This is a genomic window from Natrialba sp. PRR66, assembly GCF_034808065.1.
Classification (GTDB): Archaea; Halobacteriota; Halobacteria; order Halobacteriales; family Natrialbaceae; genus Natrialba; species Natrialba aegyptia.
On the sequence record NZ_JAXHGN010000002.1, the window covers coordinates 475,004 to 492,303 of the forward strand.

Below are 17,300 nucleotides of genomic sequence, written 5' to 3' on the forward strand. Positions count from 1 at the left end.
CGCACTTCGATTTTTCTTTCGAACGCTACACGACCCAGCGACAGCTGTAGCAGACGAATCGAATAGTAGAGTTCAACCTGACCCGCAATCGGCGAGCCCTGGCTCCGAATCTGCGATATTGCGTCTTCACGCGACGCTGATCGCCGAGTCACAATCGCGGTACTCCCGGCCACACCCATCAAATATATCATGTGTGGGGCAGAACATTGAAAAGATCGTATTTTGAATACTAGTCACTAACCATGGCCCTATCGGACTTTCTTTCTCAATACCAACATGCCGTGGACAAACATGGGGCTCTCTCGGGAAGTCGATTGACCGCGGAAAAAGCGGTAGAACGCGCGCTGGTCCAACTTGGAAAGCGGATAAACTACGGTGAACGCCCCCTTGAGAAGGAGTGGGATGTACTGATTATCCTTGATGCGTGTCGGGCCGATCTCTTCGCGGAATTTGCCCCACGGCATCCAGTTTATGACGAGTTCGAAACGACAACGTCGATTTATTCCTGTGCAAGTACGAGTTCAGAATGGTTTAGAAAGGCCTTCGGGAGCGCCAACGACCCGGAACTGAGCAAGATCCACTATCTCTCTGCAAACTTATTTTCCGATTGCGTCGATCCGAATCGCTTTCACGAGATGACCGAACTCTGGCGTTTCGTTGCGGAAGACGAGAAACACTGCGACCCAGCGGAAGTGACCGCTGAGGCTCTTCGAGCGAACCGAGAAAGCGATGCAGAGCGGTTAGTCATCCACTATATTCCCCCGCACGCCCCGTTCTTACATTGTCCGGAGAAATACGAACTCGAGAACCCCGTTTGGGGAGGTGACTCACACCAGGTTTGGTTGGGGCTCCAATCCGGCGAATTTGACAGAGCGGAAGTCTGGGACGATTATGGACAGAATCTCATAACCGTCCTTGATGAAGTAGACACACTCCTTACGCATCTGTCCGGAACGATCGCCATCACCGCTGATCACGCAAATGGACTCGGCGAACTCGGTGTCTATGGACACCCCGGATATTCTCCGGTTCCCGCTGTCAAACGAGTTCCGTGGGTGACCGCCGTGGGACAGGGGCAGTCATATTCTGTGAGTGACTTAGATGCACTAATGGACCGAAATGAGGGTTCTAATACCGAGGAGCAGCTCGAAGCGCTTGGATATCTGTAAGCCTTCGGAGGACGTGGCTTAGAGACTCGATATCCGATTGGACGCAGTTGCACTACTGTGGCTCTTCGAACTCGATTTTTCCAGTGGCATTCTGCCCATTCCCTTCGGAGGGTACCGTGTTCAAACATCTTCGTCGGTACACGACCTCTTTTTTGAACACGACAGAATAGCGGCTCTGTCCGTATAATACGATAATTCGAGAAGACAAGCCGGTGGAGGGATTTGAACCCTCGACCTAATCCTTACGAAGGATTCGCTCTGCCAGTCTGAGCTACACCGGCGCTCGCAGTGTCACAGCCCTTGCCTCGTGTACCGATGCAAGGTCCGTTTATTCGTAGGAGCGAAAGCAGCCATAAGGATTGCGAATTATCGCTGTCGTGCGAATTAGTTACGTGGCACGGCCGGTCGTTCGAGTCGTACGTCCAGACAGACGTTGAGTTCGTGTGGCGCGTAGGATCGAACGACGTGTCGCGTTTCGACAGTGACCTCGTACGTCGGTTCGGCAGCGCCACGAATGACGCGTTCTCCGGGTCCAAACGGATCGTCTTCGTGCTGAATATCGTAGTAATGAATCACGCAGTCGTCGCCGGCGATCGCGACCGCGGCGTCGATGAACTCGTCGGCGCTGTGCGGGAGGTTCATCACGATACGATCGGCCCAGTCTTCGTAGTCGCTTGCAGTAGCGCGGACATCGTCACAGAGTGCTGTCACGCGATCCCCCACCCCGTTTCGGCGTGCGTTCTCCTGCAAGTATTCGATTGCGTCGGGATTGATATCGACGCCGACACACTCCGCACCGCGTTTCGCGAACGGGACGACAAACGGGCCGACGCCGGCGAACATGTCGAACGCTCGCTCACCTGCTGTGACCTGTTCGGCGACGCGGTGGCGTTCCGTCGCGAGCCGCGGGGAGAAGTAGACCTCGGCGAGATCCAGGCGGAACTCCGACCCGTATTCGCGGTGGACCACTTCGGTGTCCTCGCCGGCGAGGCGGTCCCAGTCGCGAACGCGGGTTTCGCCTTTGACCTTCGAGGCCTTGTTCAGCACCGTTTCGACGGGAAGGTCGGACTGAAAAAGCGCATCGGAGATTTCCCGTGCGCGGTCGTCGTCATCCTCGTCCAGGAGGACCGCCTTCCCGAGGCGCTCGTAGGAGGGATCGAATCCAAGCACGTCGGCGGGTGTCGTCTGTGTCTCGCGTTCGTCGACTGCGCGCGTGACGAGTTCGAACTCGTCGGAGACGGCGGCAGGGTCGATAACGGGGACGTAGAGTGAGCCGTCATCGACGGTAATCTCGTAATCGTCGGCGATCAGATCCGCGTCCGCGAGTTCGCGACGCGTGGCTTCGCCGTCCTCGAGCGGGACGCGGACGCACGGCACTTCCATAGGTGTAGTCGCCGACGGGTCGCCGTAACGCTGACGTTTCCGGTCCACGAGAGTCGCGTATGGGCGTTCGAATGCGATTGACGGCTGTTGACACGGTCTACGAAGAGCGGTCGTGGTTGTTTACGGTTCGTGACCAACACGGCGAGAAGGAGGAGGTAATTCTCGTGCCCTGTACTGATACTGTAGCTGGTAGCCGCGATGATGGGAGAAGTGATGACGGTGGAAGTGGTGGCGGTGGAAGTAAGGCCGCTGGAAGTACTGGGAGTACTGGCGAGACGACGAGTTCCGAGGGCGACGGAGGCGGGACTGCTGCTGGCGCTGGCAATGGCACTGCCGTCGAAGCCTGGGTCAATCAGTGTACCCACGAGTTCCAACGACTCGATCGGGGAATGGGGGCGGCGATGCGGGATGGACAGATCATCTGTCCGAAACACGGCTCGATGTTCGATGCGTGCTCGGGGTACTGTGATAACGGGGAGGCCGCCGACACGACGTTGCCGTCGGTCGAGGTGGCCGTCGACGGCGGCGACGTGTACTTGACTGACGATGAGGTGACGTTTCTCCATCAGGGTGGGATCGACGAGGGGGACGACGGAGATGGTGGTCCCTCGTCTACCTCACACCTGTCGCTGTGAGCGCACGCGAGCCGCCGGCAACGCGACGCGAGGGGCGCGACAAATCCGGCACCTGAAGTACCGTGGCGGCCCAGTAGCTGGTATGCTCACCTTCATCGGACTCGGACTCTACGACGAGCGGTCGATCACCGTCGAGGGACGGGACGCCTTGCGGGATGCGGACCGCGTCTACGCCGAGTTCTACACCAGCAAGTTACTCGGGACGACTGTCTCGTCACTCGAAGCGGCCCACGACATCGACATCGAGGTCCGCGACCGCGCCGGCGTCGAACAACACCCCGAAGACATCCTCGAGACGGCTGAGAGCGAAGACGTAGCCTTTCTGACGGCCGGCGATACGATGATTTCGACGACACACGTCGATCTCCGCTTGCGGGCTCACGACCGCGGCATCGAAACCCGAGTCATCCACGGCGTAACGGCACAGACAGCCACGAGTTCACTGACGGGACTCCAGAACTACCGGTTCGGACCGGCGACGACGCTGCCGTTTCCCTACGCCCACGGAGCCGACGGCTTGCCGGCGAGCGTGACGGAGACGATCGACGAGAACCGCGCGGACGGGCTTCATACGGTCGTCTATCTCGATATCAAGGTCGGACACAGTCCACCCAACAGTCAGAATCCTGTAGGTTCTGACGACAAAGCGGATCGAGACGACGAAGACGAGGAATTCATGACCGCCGATGTCGGCGCTGACCTGCTCGCAGCGGTGTATCCCGAACTCGTCGGCGTCGTCGTCGCCCGTGCGGGGAGTCCGGACCCGCTCGTCGAGGCCGGGACGATGTCCGAGTTGGCCGACCGCGAGTTCGGCGAGCCGTTGCATCTGCTCGTGATCCCCGGTGAGTGTCATTTACTCGAAGCCGATGCGCTCGTCGAGCTTGCAGGTGCTGCGCGGAACGCTCTCGACGTTGTGTAACGTCCGAGGGAAGCCGTTCGGAACCGAGCAGGTGCGTACAGTGTGTCTTGTGTCTTCGATCGAGAGACGATCGAGAGACGATCGAATGACTATTCAGTCAGCCACCCCAAGAGCGGGTCGAAATGGGCTCCGATGTAACGGCGCTGCTCGAGGAGCTGACGCTTGCAGAGAAAATCCGGCTCGTCCACGGGGCGGCTGACCCGGATGGGACCGCAACCGGCTACGTTCCCGGGAACGACCGGCTCGGGATACCGCCGGTAACAGTGGTCGATGGTCCGCTCGGGGTGCGCGCGATGGGTGAGCGCGCGACCGCGTTTCCGGCCTCGATCGCACTCGCAGCGTCGTGGGATCCCGAACTCGCCCGCGAGTTCGGAACGGCGGTCGGACGCGAGACCGCAGCGCACGACCAGGACGTGTTGCTCGGACCGGGTGTCAACATTATTCGGACGCCGGCCGGCGGGCGGAATTTCGAGTACTACAGCGAAGACCCACAGCTCAGTGCCCGGATGGGCGTCGGAACTATCGAGGGGATCCAGTCGGCGGGCGTTTCGGCCACGGTCAAACACTACGTGGCGAACAACCAGGAGACGAATCGGTACGAAGTCAGCGCCGACGTCAGCGAGCGCGCGTTGCGAGAGCTGTACCTGCCCGCGTTCCGCGCGGCGGTCGAGGAGGGTGACGTTGATGCGGTAATGACGGCGTACAACCGCGTCAACGGTATTCATATGAGCGACCACGAGCGCCTGCTCTCCGACGTGCTGAAAGGCGAGTGGGACTTCGACGGGCTGGTCGTCTCGGACTGGTGGGGAACGCGAAGCACGGTCGACGCAGCGCGGGCCGGACTCGACCTCGAGATGCCAGGCGTCGAATTGACGGAGTATCTGCCGGAACTGGATGCGGACGGCTTCGACGATGATCCCAGCCCTCCAAACGGGACCAGTAGCGACTTCCCGCCGATTCCCGACGTTCCGGCCTACTTCGGCGAGCCGCTTCGCGAGGCGATCGAGTCCGGTGAGATCGACGAATCGATCCTCGACGAGAAGGTCTCGCGATTGCTCTCGATGCTGGAATCGACCGGCCGCCAGAATGTCGCCGAGTTCGAGACCGGTTCCCCCTCCGATGACAGCACAGGTGAACTCGATACGCCGGCACACCGCGAGCTAGCCCGGGATATCGCGATCGCGGGAACCGTACTGCTGACGAACGACGGCGTGCTTCCTCTCTCGGAATCCGACTCGGTCGCCGTGATCGGACCGAACGCCGACGCCGCCAAACTGGGCGGCGGGGGCTCCTCGGAGGTCTCGCCGTTCACGGAGACCGCCCCGCTCGCGGGGATCGAATCGCGGGCCGCCGACGCATCGTTCGAACGCGGCGTAAACCCGATCGCGGAGTCGTCGTTCTTCGCCGATTCCGAGTCGGCGGACGCGAATGGAAGTGCAAGTACAGGGGAGACGAGCATCGACGACGCGGTGTCGGCCGCCGCGTCCGCCGACTGCGCGGTCGTCGTCGCACAGGACGACGCGACGGAGTTTACGGACCGAGACTCGATCGAACTCCCCGGCCGACAGAACGAGTTAATCGACGCCGTCGCCGCAGCCGCCGAGCGGACGGTCGTCGTCCTCCGGACCAGCGGGCCAGTCGAACTCCCGTGGCTCGACGCCGTCGACGCCGTCCTCGAAACGTGGTATCCGGGCCAGGCGGACGGCGAGGCCCTCGCAGCGGTCCTCTTCGGTGATGCCGATCCCGGCGGTCGCCTCCCCGTAACGTTCGGCCGTTCGGCTACGGACTATCCGACGGCCGACGAGACGGCATTCCCCGGAACGGACGACATTGCCCAGTACGAGGAAGGCGTCTTCGTCGGCTACCGGTACTTCGACGACCGCGACATCGAGCCGCTGTTCCCGTTCGGCCACGGCCAATCGTACGCGACGTTCGAATACGATGACGTGACCGTCAGCGAAACCGATGACGGGTGTGACGTGACCGTCGACCTCCGAAACGTCGGCACCCGCGCCGGAAAAGCGGTCGTCCAGGTATACGTCGGCAAATCGGCCGCGCCGGTTCCGACGCCCGAGCGAGAACTGGCCGGATTCGAGTCAGTTGAACTCGGGGCGGGCGACTCGGCGACGGTAACCATCTCGCTCGCTCGCGAGGACTTCGCGTACTACGACGAGGATAGCGGGTGGACCGTTCCTGATGGATCGAACACCGTCCACGTCGGCCGATCGTCGCGGGATATCCAGACAACGGTCGACGTAGACACTCGATAGTCTTCCGCGGCCGCAAATCGAACCGGACGACCACAATGCGGTCTGCCGGCCTACAATCGCTCGATAATCGCGTTCGTCACGTCCCCAGTCGAGGCGTCGCCGCCCAGGTCGGGCGTTCGCGGCCCTTCCGCGAGCGTCGCCTCAACTGCCGCGTGGACCGCGTCGGCTTCCTCGTCGTAGTCGAGGTATTCGAGAAGCATCGCAGCTGAGATGATCGTCGCAGCCGGGTTCGCAACCCCTTCGCCGGCGATGTCGGGCGCGGTTCCGTGGACCGGTTCGAACAGCGCGCGCTGTTCGCCGATGTTCGCGCTCGGAAGAAGTCCGAGACCGCCGACGAGTCCGGCGGCGAGATCCGAGAGTACGTCGCCCGCGAGGTTCGGACACGCGACGACATCGAACTGCGTCGGATCGAGACAGACCCGTGTCGCGAAGGCGTCCATCAATACCTCGTCGGTTGCAACGCCGTGCTCCTCGGCGACCGCGGCAACCGTATCTCGAAAGAGACCGTCCGTCTCGCGCATGACGTTTGCCTTGTGCGCGATGGTGAAGCCGTCGGCGTCGACGTACTCGCAGGCGAACTCCGCGAGTTTCCGCGAGGCCGACTGCGTCGTCACGCGGGTCAGCGTCGCCACGTCCTCGGTCAGTCGATCCTCGTGACCCGCGTAGACGCCCTCCGTGTTCTCCCGCAGAAAGACCAGATCCGTCTCGGGACGAACCGCATCGACTCCCGGATAGGCCTTCGCGGGACGAACGTTAACGAACGAGTCGACCGCCTCGCGCAGCGGAAGGATCACGTCCGCCGCCGTCTCGCCGGCCGCACCGAACAACGTCGCATCAGCCGATGCCGCGAGTTCATACGTTTCCTCGGGCAGCGCCTCGCCTGTCTTTTCTGCGACCGCGTCGCCGGCCTCGGCTTCAGTGAAACTGAACTCGGGGTCGAGCGACTCCAACACCTCGACCGCGGCGGGGGTGACTTCCTGTCCGATTCCGTCGCCGGGGATGACGGCGATCTCGTGAGTCATGTCGACATCTCTCTGGAGCGACGAAAAGAGGGTATCGATACCGTCACACATCGCGAGTCACCACGGCGTCAACACGCGTACTCGATCCGCTCCTGTCGGTCCGGTTCGCCCGTCGGCCCGTCCGGGCCGACGGGTTGCTCGACGTGTGAAATCGTCACCCTGTCGACGGCCCGATCGACGTGCGCGCAGCTGAACTCGGCCGCGGGTTCGTAGTACGTGTCGTCGGCGTATCGAACGTCCGTGCTGTATCGCATCCAGAGCGTCGAGGGGTAGGCCGTCGTACCGTCGGGCGGTCGATCCAGGCGAACGCCGTCGTGCCTCCGGGGGAATACACCGATAGTCTCGCCCGACTCGAGCGTCGCTTCGACGGTATACCAGCTGTACGCGTCCGGCGGGTTCGGCGCAAAGAACGACCAACTCCCGATCTCCCCGTCGGTCTCACCGTTCTGATCGAGCGAGTCGGGAAGGGGGATTCCCACGCCGAGGGCGGCAATCTGCCAAATCAGTGATGAGACAAGGAAACAGGCGACGAGGACGGTACCGCCTGCGTGGACACAGCGACGGACGGTGACACCCTCGGATGGAGAGGTGCGACGATGGGACTCGCTGGGGTCGTCGTCGGGCCCGCCACCATCGCCGATCGGCAGACCAGCCCCCGCCCGCTGACCGAGTTCAGTTGCCGCGAGGACCCGCTCGAGTCGGTCCCAGCAGGACGGTGGCAGGAACAAGAGCAGGCCGGCGATCATGACGAACGGGAAGACGCCGAGTCGCATCGTCACGGCCATGCCGAGGTGCGCCGTGACGAAGCCGGCGACCAGCGCGGTTCGCGCTCGACCGGTGAGAACGAGCAGCAGGACCGACCCCGAGAGGAGCGCGGTCCAGCCCCAGTTGACGGCGGTGAGGAGCGCGGCGAACGCCGACAGCGCGGAGCCAAGCGGCGTCAGGTACTGTTCGAGGTGGAAGATTTGCCGTACCGCAACGCCGTTTGTCCAGGGGTCGCTCTGGAACTTACGAACCGCGTTCGTTCCGTAGATACAGACGAAGTGCACGAGAATTGCGGCGGCAGCGAGCGAGCCGACGCGCGTGCCGGTGGCACCGTTCGCTTCGGGCCGACGCGACCGCCGGCGAGCGTCGAGCGACCAGCGCGTCCCGAGCGGAAGAAAGAGCCCGAACACGAGAAACGTCAGGAGGATCGTATCACCGCCGTTCACCACGAGCGGGTTCCGCGCGAGCAGCGACGCGAAGAGGACGAGCGATCCAGTTACCGCGAGTCTGGTCCGATAGCCGACGAGCAGCAGCGCCGCGAACACGCCGGCAACCGCGAACAGGAGGCCCTGGAACCACGGGGATCCCAACAGAGCATGCAGCGACCACGCCTCGAAGGCGGGATACGTCTCTGCGAGCGTCGATCGCGGAAATACCCCGGAATCGCTATAGAACGTGACGAGTCCCGGCAATCGCAACGCGAGCAAATCCACGAGCAGCAACATACCGAGTGCGATCCGAAAGACAGCGAGCGCTCGCACGTCGATCCCCAGTCGCGACTCGACGAACTCGTAACGCGGATCGCCGTCGGCGGTCCGCCTTCTGGAATGGGGACCTGCGTCAGATCGAGAGGGCATGGAGATCGATTAGTAAGCGATCCCGACTCTTAATCGATCCTATAAGTGTCTTGTCTTCAACGAGACGCTGCAACCGCGAGTTCTGAACTCGGTCGCACGCGATACGGTCTCGAGTTCAGGAGCGCAAACGGAACGGGAAAGATTCTCAGTCGACTGAATAGTGAGGAATGAGCGAAAGGCGGGTGCGTTGGGTCGTCAGTCGGCACTAGAACCGGCCGCGTCACCGACGTAGGGAAGGTCCCGTGCGGTTTCGCCAACGGCACCGGCGTTCGACTTCATCAGCGCTGTCGTGTCCCAGACGCCGTCGACGAGGGCCTTGCGCTGGGCGTCGTCGACGGTCACGTCGATCGTCTGCTCGTCGTAGGTGACTGTCTCGTCCTCGATGTCGATGTTGATCTCTCCATCGGGGTTTTCGTCGACCCAGTCCTGCAGGTCCTGGATCGTCTCGCTGTCGGCGGTGACGGTTGGAATGCCAAGCGCCAGGCAGTTGCCCGCGAAGATTTCGGCGAAGCTCTCGCCGATGATCGCGTCGATCCCCCAGCGCATCAGCGCCTGGGGGGCGTGCTCGCGCGAGGAGCCGCATCCGAAGTTCGAGTTCACGACCATCACGGACGAGTCCTGGAACCGGTCCTCGTTGAACGGGTGGTCTTTGAGGTCGTCATCCTCGGTAAATCGCTTGTCGAAGAACGCGAACTCGCCGAGGCCGTCGAAGGTGACGACCTTCATGAATCGTGCGGGAATGATCTGGTCGGTGTCGATGTCGTTGCCGCGGATCGGCAGCCCGGACCCGGACGCGGAATCGACTTCGGGGATTTCGATCGCATCAGCGTCGGTCATACCGTCGTCACCTCCTTCAGATCGCGGACGTCAGTTACCTCGCCGGTGATCGCCGCGGCGGCGACCATCCGCGGGTTCATCAGGACCGTGCGGCCGTCCTTCGACCCCTGGCGGCCGACGAAGTTCCGGTTCGAGGAGGAAGCACAGGCCTCGTCGCCCTCGAGTTGATCTTCGTTCATGCCCAGACACATCGAACAGCCGGCGTTTCGCCACTCGAAGCCGGCGTCCTCGAAGGTGTCTTTCAGCCCTTCTTCCTCGGCGGCCTCCTGGACGCGCTGGCTGCCGGGGACGACCATCGCGCGGACGTCGTCTGCGACCTCGTGGCCCTCCACGATCCGTGCCGCGCGGCGGAGGTCGGGCAAGCGGGCGTTCGTACAGGAGCCGAGGAAGGCCACGTCGATCTCGTAGCCGTCCATCGTCTCGCCGGGCTCGACGCGCATGTGTTCCTGTGCGCGCCGGGCCGTATCCTGCTTGTCCGCGGGGAGCGCCTCGGCCTCCGGAATCGGGTCGGTGATACCGATTCCCTGGCCCGGCGTCGTCCCCCAGGTGACGACCGGCTCGAGTTCGTCGGCGTCGATACGGACGATGTCATCGTATTCGGCGTCCTCGTCGGACCGGATCGACTCCCAGTAGGGTTTGAGTGCCTCGAACTCGTCGGGGTTCTCCTGGAAGTAGTCCGTCTCTTTGAGCCACTCGTAGGTGGTCTCGTCAGGGTTGACGTAGCCTGCGCGAGCGCCGCCCTCGATGGACATGTTACAGATGGACATCCGCCCTTCCATGCCGAGACTTTCGATGGCCTCGCCGGCGTACTCGTAGACGTAGCCGACGCCGCCCTCGGTTCCGAGGCGGCTGATGATCTCCAGGATCACGTCCTTGGCCTCGACGCCGTCGCCGAGTTCGCCGTCGACCTGGATCTTGCGGACCTTCTGTTTCTCCATGGCGACGGTGCCCGTCGCGAGCACGTCGCGGATCTGGGAGGTCCCGATACCGAACGCCAGCGCGCCGAACGCGCCGTGGGTGGAGGTATGGGAGTCGCCACAGACGATGGTCTTACCGGGCTGGGTGAGTCCCTGCTCCGGTCCGATGACGTGGACGATGCCCTGGTCGCCCGTCGTCGGATCCGAAAAGTCGATGCCGGCTTCGCGGACGTTTGTCTCGAGTTCGCTCATCATCTCCTCGGCCGCGTCCTCCTCGTAGGGGCGGGACTGGTCGGCCGTAGGGACGATGTGATCGACGGTCGCGTGGGTGAGGTCGGGGTAGGCGACCTCGAGGTCGCGCTCGCGGAGCATGCCGAAGGCCTGCGGGCTGGTAACCTCGTGGATGAGGTGCAGGCCGACGAACAGTTGGTCCTGCCCGGTCGGCAGCGTCGTTACCTTGTGGCGGTCCCAGACCTTGTCGTACAGCGTGCGATCGCTCATGTATCGTCTACGACCCCGTCAGCGTCTGTCGCGTCTGCATCCGCATCTGCTCGACCGCGTTCGAAGACTCGGTTCGCGTCGTCGCTGTCGTTGGGCGGCGTATGGGAAACGTCTCGCATCGTCTCGGTGGAATCGCTTGCGGAGCCGCGTCGGCTGTGCGATTCCGGATCGGTCGCGGCCGGCTGCCGTCCGGAAGACCCACGGTCTTCCGACAATCGCGAACCGCTGGTTCGCTCACCGCCGTCGGCCGCGACGATCGGCCCGCGGTTGAACAGGCGGCCGGCCGTTTCCCCGGTGTAGGGGTTCGTGTGGCTGACCTCGCCCATCGCTTTGGTGTCCGCTCGATTCCGCTCTCGGTTCCGTTTCCGCTTCGGGGTGGCAGTCGTCTCGGATTCTGTCGTAGTCATCGGTTTGCAAATGCGTTCACGTCTCAGTCGTCCGCCGGTGCTTCCGCCGCTTCGGCGGACTCGTTGTCGTTCGACTCTTCCGCGTCGGCCCAGGCGAACAGGTCGCGCAGCCGTTCGCCGACCGCCTCGATCTCGTGGTTCTTCTCGGCCTGGCGAAGCTGCGTGTAGCTCGGACGCCCGGACTGGTTCTCGAGGATCCACTCGCGGGTGAACTCGCCGTTCTGGATCTCTTCCAGCGTCTCTTCCATGTTTTCACGGACGGTCTCGTCGACGATCCGGTCGCCGCGGGAGAGGCCGCCGTACTCGGCGGTGTCGGAGACGGAATCCCACATCTCGGCGTGGCCGCCTTCATACATCAGATCGACGATCAGTTTGAGTTCGTTCAGGCACTCGAAGTAGGCGATTTCGGGCGAGTAGCCCGCGTCGACGAGCGTCTCGTAGCCGTGTTTGACGAGCGAGGTGACGCCGCCACAGAGGACGGCCTGTTCGCCGAAGAGGTCGGATTCGACTTCTTCCCGGAAGGTCGTCTCGATGACGCCGGCGCGGGTACAGCCGATTCCCTTCGCGTACGCGAGCGCGCGCTCCTGTGCGTCGCCGCTCTCGTCCTGGTAAATCGCGAGCAGGCCGGGGGTCCCCTCGTCGTTCTCGTAGTTCCGGCGGACGAGGTGGCCCGGACTCTTCGGGGCGACCATCGTCACATCGACGCCTTCCGGCGGCTGGATCTGGTTGTAGTGGATGTTCAGCCCGTGGGCGAACTGGAGCGTATCGCCTTCCTCCAGGTTCGGTTCGATGGCGTTCTCGTAGACCGCCGGCTGGACGGTGTCCGGCACGAGGACGGAGACGTAGGATGCCTGGGAGACGGCATCTGCCGGCGTCGTGACCGTGAGCCCGTCCGCTTCGGCGGCGGAGCGCGAAGACGAGTTCTCTCGGAGACCGACGACCACGTCGACCCCGCTTTCGTGGAGGTTCAGCGCGTGGGCGTGGCCCTGGCTGCCGTAGCCGAGCACGGCCACGGTGTCGTCGTCGAGCGTCGATACGTCTGCGTCGTCGTCGTAGTAGATGTCGGTGGTGAATTCGTCAGTCATCGTCTGCTGGTGCGTATTGGTTCTGCGGTTGGCTCGCCTCGGTGGCGGTCGATTCGGTCGTGCTCGCGGGCGCGGCGGTGCTCTGAATGCCGCGGGCGAGCGCCGTGGTGCCGGTGCGGTCGATCTCGCGGATGCCGAACTGCTCGAAGGTCTCGATCGCGGCATCGATCTTCTGGCGCGAGCCGGTGATCTCGATCGTCGCCGTTTCGGGACAGGAGTCGACGGTCTTGCCGTCGTACATGTCCGCGACGGCCGACACCTGGGCCGGCTCGTCGGCGTCGATCTTCACGAGCGCGAGTTCGCGTCGCATCGCGTCGGATTCGAGTTCGCGAACGGAGATGACTGGCACGAGTTTGCGCAGTTGTTTCTTGATCTGGTCGATGCCGGGGTCTGGCTCCTCGACGACCAGCGTGATCCGCGCGCGGTCTTCGTCGGTCGTCGGCCCGACGGTCAGGCTCTCGATGTTGAACTGCCGTCTCGAGAACAGTCCCGAGACGTCCGAGAGCACGCCGGGTTCGTGTTCGACCAGGGTCGAGATGACGGTGCGACGAGGCTCGTGCGTGGCCTCGACCGCGGGGTCGATCCGGATCCCCTGCTCGTTGCGCCGGCCCGTCGGGGTCGGGCGCTCTTCGGGGGCCGGACCGTCCAGCCCGCGGCGTCGGTCTCCGTTTCCGTCAGTCATAGCTGGTCCTCCGCCAGCGCGAACTGGCCGTTGTCCCCGCCGCTTGGCACCATCGGATAGACGTTCGCCTGCGGATCGATGTGCACGTCGATCACGGAGGGCCCGTCTTCGGACAGCGCCGCGGCGATCGTGTCCGCGACCTCGTCGTACGTATCGATCCGGAAGCCCGTCGCGCCGAAGGCTTCGGCGATCGTGTCGAACTCGGGCGTCCAGCCGTACTCCGAGGCCGAGTGGCGGCCCTCGAAGAAGGCGTCCTGCCACTGGCGGACCATGCCGATGTACTCGTTGTTGAGCACGGCGACGGTGATGTCCAAGTTCTCGCGGACGGCCACGGACAGCCCCTGTAGGGTCATCAGGAACGAGCCGTCGCCGTCGATGCAGACGACCTCCTGATCGTCGTCGGCCGCCAGGCGCGCGCCGATGGCGGCGGGTAATCCGTAGCCCATCGCGCCGAGCCCGTGACTCGAGACCCACGTCCGGGGCTCGGTGAACGTCCAGTACTGGCAGGCCCACATCTGGTGCTGGCCGACGCCGGTCGTGACGACCGCGCGATCGCTCGTGGCCTCGTCCAAGGCTTCGACGACGAACTCGGGGCGAACCGGCTCGTCTTCGGGGATCTTCGACGAAGTCGACGGTTCGTCAGCGCTCTGCTCTGACGGAACGTCGTAGGCCATCGAGTAATCGGACTTCCACTGCTGGCACTGGGCGCGCCACTTCGTCGCCTGCGGGGAGTTCTCGACGGCGTGGGCCAGCTGGGAAACGACGGTGTCGGCGTCGCCGACCAGCGGATAGTCCGCGTGGATGTTCTTCGAGATCTCCGCGGGATCAATGTCGACGTGGATGATCTCCGCGTCCGGTGCGAACGTCTCGATACCGCCCGTGAGGCGGTCGTCGAAGCGCGTCCCGACGGCGACCATCGTATCGCAGTGGGTGATCGCCATGTTGGCGTAGCCGGTGCCGTGCATGCCCGCCATCTCCATCGCGAGTTCGTGATCCTCGGGGAACGCGCCGATGGCCGGCATCGTCGTGACGACCGGAATCTCGTGTTCGATCGCGAACTCGCGGCAGGTCTCGCTTGCCTCGCCCTTGATGACGCCGCCGCCGAGCAGCATGACGGGTCGGTTTGCGGTCTCGATTTGCTCGGCCGCAGCCGCGACGATCTCCGGATCGGCCTCCTCGGTGAACTCGTAGGTATCGGGCGTTTCCGGAGCGTCTGGCTCGGCGTCCGTCTCGGCGTTCGTCACGTCCTTCGGCAGGTCGACCAACGTCGGGCCGGGTCGTCCCTCGCGGGCGAGTGCGAAGGCTTCGCTGACGTCGGTGCCGACGCCGTCCGGATCGGCGGCGAACGTGTTGTCCTTCGTGACCGGCGTCGTGACGCCCGTCGTGTCCGTCTCCTGGAAGGCGTCGTTGCCGACGAGTTCGGTCGGCACCTGGCCGGTCAGCGCGAGCATCGGGTCCGAATCCATATCGGCGTCCGCGATGCCGGTGACGAGGTTTGTCGCGCCCGGTCCCGAGGTGGCCAGGCAGACGCCCGGCTCGCCAGAGACGATGCCGTAGGCGTCGGCCGCGTGGGCCGCGCCCTGTTCGTGGGCCATCGTCACGTGGTCGATTTCCGAGTCGTAGAGCGCGTCGTAGATGGGCATGATCGCCCCGCCCTGGACGCCGAAGGCGTACTCGACGCCGGCGTTCTCCAGCGCGCGGACGACGGATTCGGCACCCGTCGTTACGGGTTCCGCTCGTGTCTCCCCTGCTGGCGCGCTGAACTCGTCGGGTTCGGTGTCGTCCTGTGGCTGTTGTGCGTCCTGGTTTTGGTCGTCGTGCTGTTCCTCCGGTGGTGAAACCGACGTTGCGCGTTCGCTCATCGATTACCTCCCGCCGTCGTGTGGCGATTCGACCGGGTGAATCGCTGCGACCGATACCGTGGTGTCCGTGTTGTCATCTGTAGCGTGGCTTGTCGCTCTGAAAACGATGCGGCGAAACGGGGTCGACGGTGGTGAAGTACTGAGTGAGGGGCTAGCAGGCCCCTACAATACGAATCGAGGCGAACGCGCTGCTGTCTCCCGACCGACGGGCCGACGGCGCAGCGCGGAACGTCATTGCTGGTAACGTACGTTACCCGAGGATCATAACTGTTGGGAGTGGGGTAATCGTTGCACTCTCTCACGGCCGAGCGCGACAGCAGGTGCTCACGGCTGCTGATAACCGAGGAGGGCATTATTCAGATGCGCACCTCCTCGTGCTCCTGGTCCTGATCCTGCTGGTCGGTCCGATCCGAGTCGCGCTGACGGTCGACATCGGCGTCCTCGGCAAACCGTTCCAGATCGCTGACCGTGACCCGGCGCTTTTCCGCGCCGTAGTCCTTGACGCGGCGGGTGACCGCCCGTACCTGCTCCGTCGTTGGGTCGTAGCCACACTCCTGCAGTCGCTCGCGGACCGAATGCGTTCCGGTGTGTTTACCCATGACTAGTCGGCGCTCGGCACCGACCATCTCGGGGGTCATCACGCCCGGCTCGAAGGTATCGGAGTTCTCGATCACGCCGGCGGCGTGGATGCCGCTTTCGTGGGAGAAGGCGTTATCGCCGACGACCGGCTTGTTGCCGGGCGTCGCCATGCCGCTTTTCTCCTCGACGACTCGCGAGAGTTCGGCGATGCGCGTCGTGTCGATACCGGTATCGGACTGGTAGAGCGACTCGACGCTCATGACGAACTCCTCGTAGGCGGCGTTGCCGGCTCGCTCGCCGATCGAGTTCACCGAGACCTGGGCCTGGTCGGCCCCCGCTTCGATGCCGGCCAGCGCGTTCGCGGTGGCCAGCCCGAAGTCGTCGTGGGTGTGGACGTCGATCCGGGCATCGGTGTGGGCGCAGATCTTCGCGATCATGTCCCGGAAGCGACCCGGCGTGGCGACGCCGCAGGTGTCGGGGACGTTGATCCAGTCGACGCCGGCCTCGGTGACTGCTTCGACGACGTCGATGAGGAACGTCTCGTCGGTTCGCGTCGCGTCCATCGGCGAGAACATACAGGTGACACCTGCGTCTGTGATGCGTTCGACCGACTCGACTGCGCGCTGTACAACTTCGTCTCGCGTCGCGTGCATCGAATCCTCGATCTGGACATCGCTGGTACTCACGAAGGTGTGTACCATCTCGACGCCGGAATCGAGCGCCGCGTCGATGTCGTCGTCGACGACGCGGGCTAACCCGCAGGTGGTCGTCGACGTCGAAGAAGCAATATCACGAACGGCCTCGAACTCCGCGTCGGAGTTGACAGGGAATCCCGCCTCGATGACGTGGGTTCCCATGTCGTCCAGAATCGCGGCGATCTGCCGTTTATCGTCGTACGAGAACGATGTTCCGGGCGATTGTTCACCATCCCGGAGGGTGGTATCGAAGACACGTGCTGACTCGATTTCGTCAGTGGAATCTAACGTGCCCTGGAAGAACTCGACCCCCCTGACTGGTGTCAGAGGATGGGCTGTCTTGGTGAGACATTGTATCCGAATCCGAGGGTGGATGTCGTATATAAATCTGGTGCCGAGATGCCGGATCGCTGACGTGCTGATCGATCATGATGAACTCGGGGACCAGAAAAACGCAAGCAATCAACGCCACTAATCGATATAATGGACCTAATACCATACTTCGAAAAACCGGTCTGTTTTGCCAACCCGGGGCACGGAGCTGCGAATGCGGGCCCGATTGTCAGCTTCGACGGCTGGCGCGCGCCACTCGGTGGACGTTTGGTCACTAGTCACGATAAGTAGTCGTGTCGAATCAGGATATATCGTTCTCACGGCTATCTCGATAACATACGTCCAGTGGTAGTGACTATGTCTGTCGAGTTCAGCTATCGTC

14 protein-coding genes and 1 tRNA gene are annotated in these 17,300 nt (G+C 63.4%); 4 read left to right on the forward strand and 11 right to left on the reverse strand.

All coding sequences use genetic code 11. The features are described from left to right. Positions 1–242: 242 nt before the first annotated feature. The gene (locus tag SM755_RS08470) at positions 243–1,169 is read left to right on the forward strand and encodes a hypothetical protein (RefSeq protein ID WP_323172278.1); all 927 of its coding nucleotides are present in this window, start codon (positions 243–245) and stop codon (positions 1,167–1,169) included. Positions 1,170–1,376: 207 nt separating this feature from the next. Here SM755_RS08470 and SM755_RS08475 read toward each other — a convergent pair. Both SM755_RS08475 and SM755_RS08480 read right to left on the reverse strand, forming a co-directional pair. After that, positions 1,377–1,450: transfer RNA gene (locus SM755_RS08475), tRNA-Thr, on the reverse strand. Positions 1,451–1,553: 103 nt separating this feature from the next. Continuing rightward, positions 1,554–2,552, reverse strand: coding sequence for a class I SAM-dependent methyltransferase family protein (locus tag SM755_RS08480; RefSeq protein WP_323172279.1), 999 nt, complete (start codon positions 2,550–2,552; stop codon positions 1,554–1,556). 59 nt (positions 2,553–2,611) lie between these two features. Here SM755_RS08480 and SM755_RS08485 point away from each other — a divergent pair, with 59 nt between their 5' ends. From SM755_RS08485 to SM755_RS08495, 3 genes are all read left to right on the forward strand, one after another. Continuing rightward, positions 2,612–3,187: a Rieske (2Fe-2S) protein gene (locus tag SM755_RS08485; RefSeq protein WP_323172280.1), complete on the forward strand. Its 576-nt coding sequence runs from the start codon at positions 2,612–2,614 to the stop codon at positions 3,185–3,187. Positions 3,188–3,269: 82 nt separating this feature from the next. Further along, positions 3,270–4,106, forward strand: coding sequence for a diphthine synthase (gene dph5, locus SM755_RS08490; RefSeq protein WP_323172281.1), 837 nt, complete (start codon positions 3,270–3,272; stop codon positions 4,104–4,106). Between the two features lie 122 nt (positions 4,107–4,228). Beyond that, positions 4,229–6,376, forward strand: a complete 2,148-nt coding sequence (locus SM755_RS08495) for a glycoside hydrolase family 3 C-terminal domain-containing protein (protein ID WP_323172282.1) — start codon at positions 4,229–4,231, stop codon at positions 6,374–6,376. 50 nt (positions 6,377–6,426) lie between these two features. On the opposite strand, the gene SM755_RS08500 is transcribed toward SM755_RS08495, so the two are convergent. From SM755_RS08500 to SM755_RS08540, 9 genes are all read right to left on the reverse strand, one after another. After that, positions 6,427–7,398 (reverse strand): isocitrate/isopropylmalate family dehydrogenase, encoded by a 972-nt coding sequence (locus SM755_RS08500; RefSeq protein ID WP_323172599.1) that lies wholly within the window; start codon positions 7,396–7,398, stop codon positions 6,427–6,429. A gap of 68 nt (positions 7,399–7,466) precedes the next feature. After that, positions 7,467–9,020, reverse strand: coding sequence for an HTTM domain-containing protein (locus tag SM755_RS08505; RefSeq protein WP_323172283.1), 1,554 nt, complete (start codon positions 9,018–9,020; stop codon positions 7,467–7,469). 195 nt (positions 9,021–9,215) lie between these two features. Beyond that, on the reverse strand, positions 9,216–9,857 hold the full coding sequence (leuD, locus tag SM755_RS08510) for a 3-isopropylmalate dehydratase small subunit (RefSeq protein WP_323172284.1): 642 nt from the start codon (positions 9,855–9,857) through the stop codon (positions 9,216–9,218). Next, positions 9,854–11,275: a 3-isopropylmalate dehydratase large subunit gene (gene leuC / locus SM755_RS08515; RefSeq protein WP_323172285.1), complete on the reverse strand. Its 1,422-nt coding sequence runs from the start codon at positions 11,273–11,275 to the stop codon at positions 9,854–9,856. The genes leuD and leuC overlap by 4 nt, the downstream gene beginning before the upstream one ends. After that, a complete protein-coding gene (locus SM755_RS08520) occupies positions 11,272–11,682 on the reverse strand; it encodes a hypothetical protein (protein ID WP_323172286.1) in 411 nt (136 codons plus the stop codon). Before SM755_RS08520 ends, leuC begins: the two co-directional genes overlap by 4 nt. Positions 11,683–11,705: 23 nt before the next feature. Further along, positions 11,706–12,767 carry a ketol-acid reductoisomerase gene (gene ilvC / locus SM755_RS08525; protein WP_323172287.1) on the reverse strand — a complete coding sequence of 354 codons (1,062 nt, stop codon included), beginning with the start codon at positions 12,765–12,767 and terminating at the stop codon, positions 11,706–11,708. Then, entirely contained in the window at positions 12,760–13,449 is a 690-nt protein-coding gene (ilvN, locus tag SM755_RS08530; RefSeq protein WP_006824862.1) for an acetolactate synthase small subunit, read from the reverse strand. The genes ilvC and ilvN overlap by 8 nt, the downstream gene beginning before the upstream one ends. Further along, positions 13,446–15,311, reverse strand: a complete 1,866-nt coding sequence (ilvB, locus tag SM755_RS08535; protein WP_323172288.1) for a biosynthetic-type acetolactate synthase large subunit — start codon at positions 15,309–15,311, stop codon at positions 13,446–13,448. The genes ilvN and ilvB overlap by 4 nt, the downstream gene beginning before the upstream one ends. A gap of 356 nt (positions 15,312–15,667) precedes the next feature. Beyond that, positions 15,668–16,912 (reverse strand): 2-isopropylmalate synthase, encoded by a 1,245-nt coding sequence (locus SM755_RS08540; protein ID WP_323172600.1) that lies wholly within the window; start codon positions 16,910–16,912, stop codon positions 15,668–15,670. Positions 16,913–17,300: the final 388 nt, after the last annotated feature.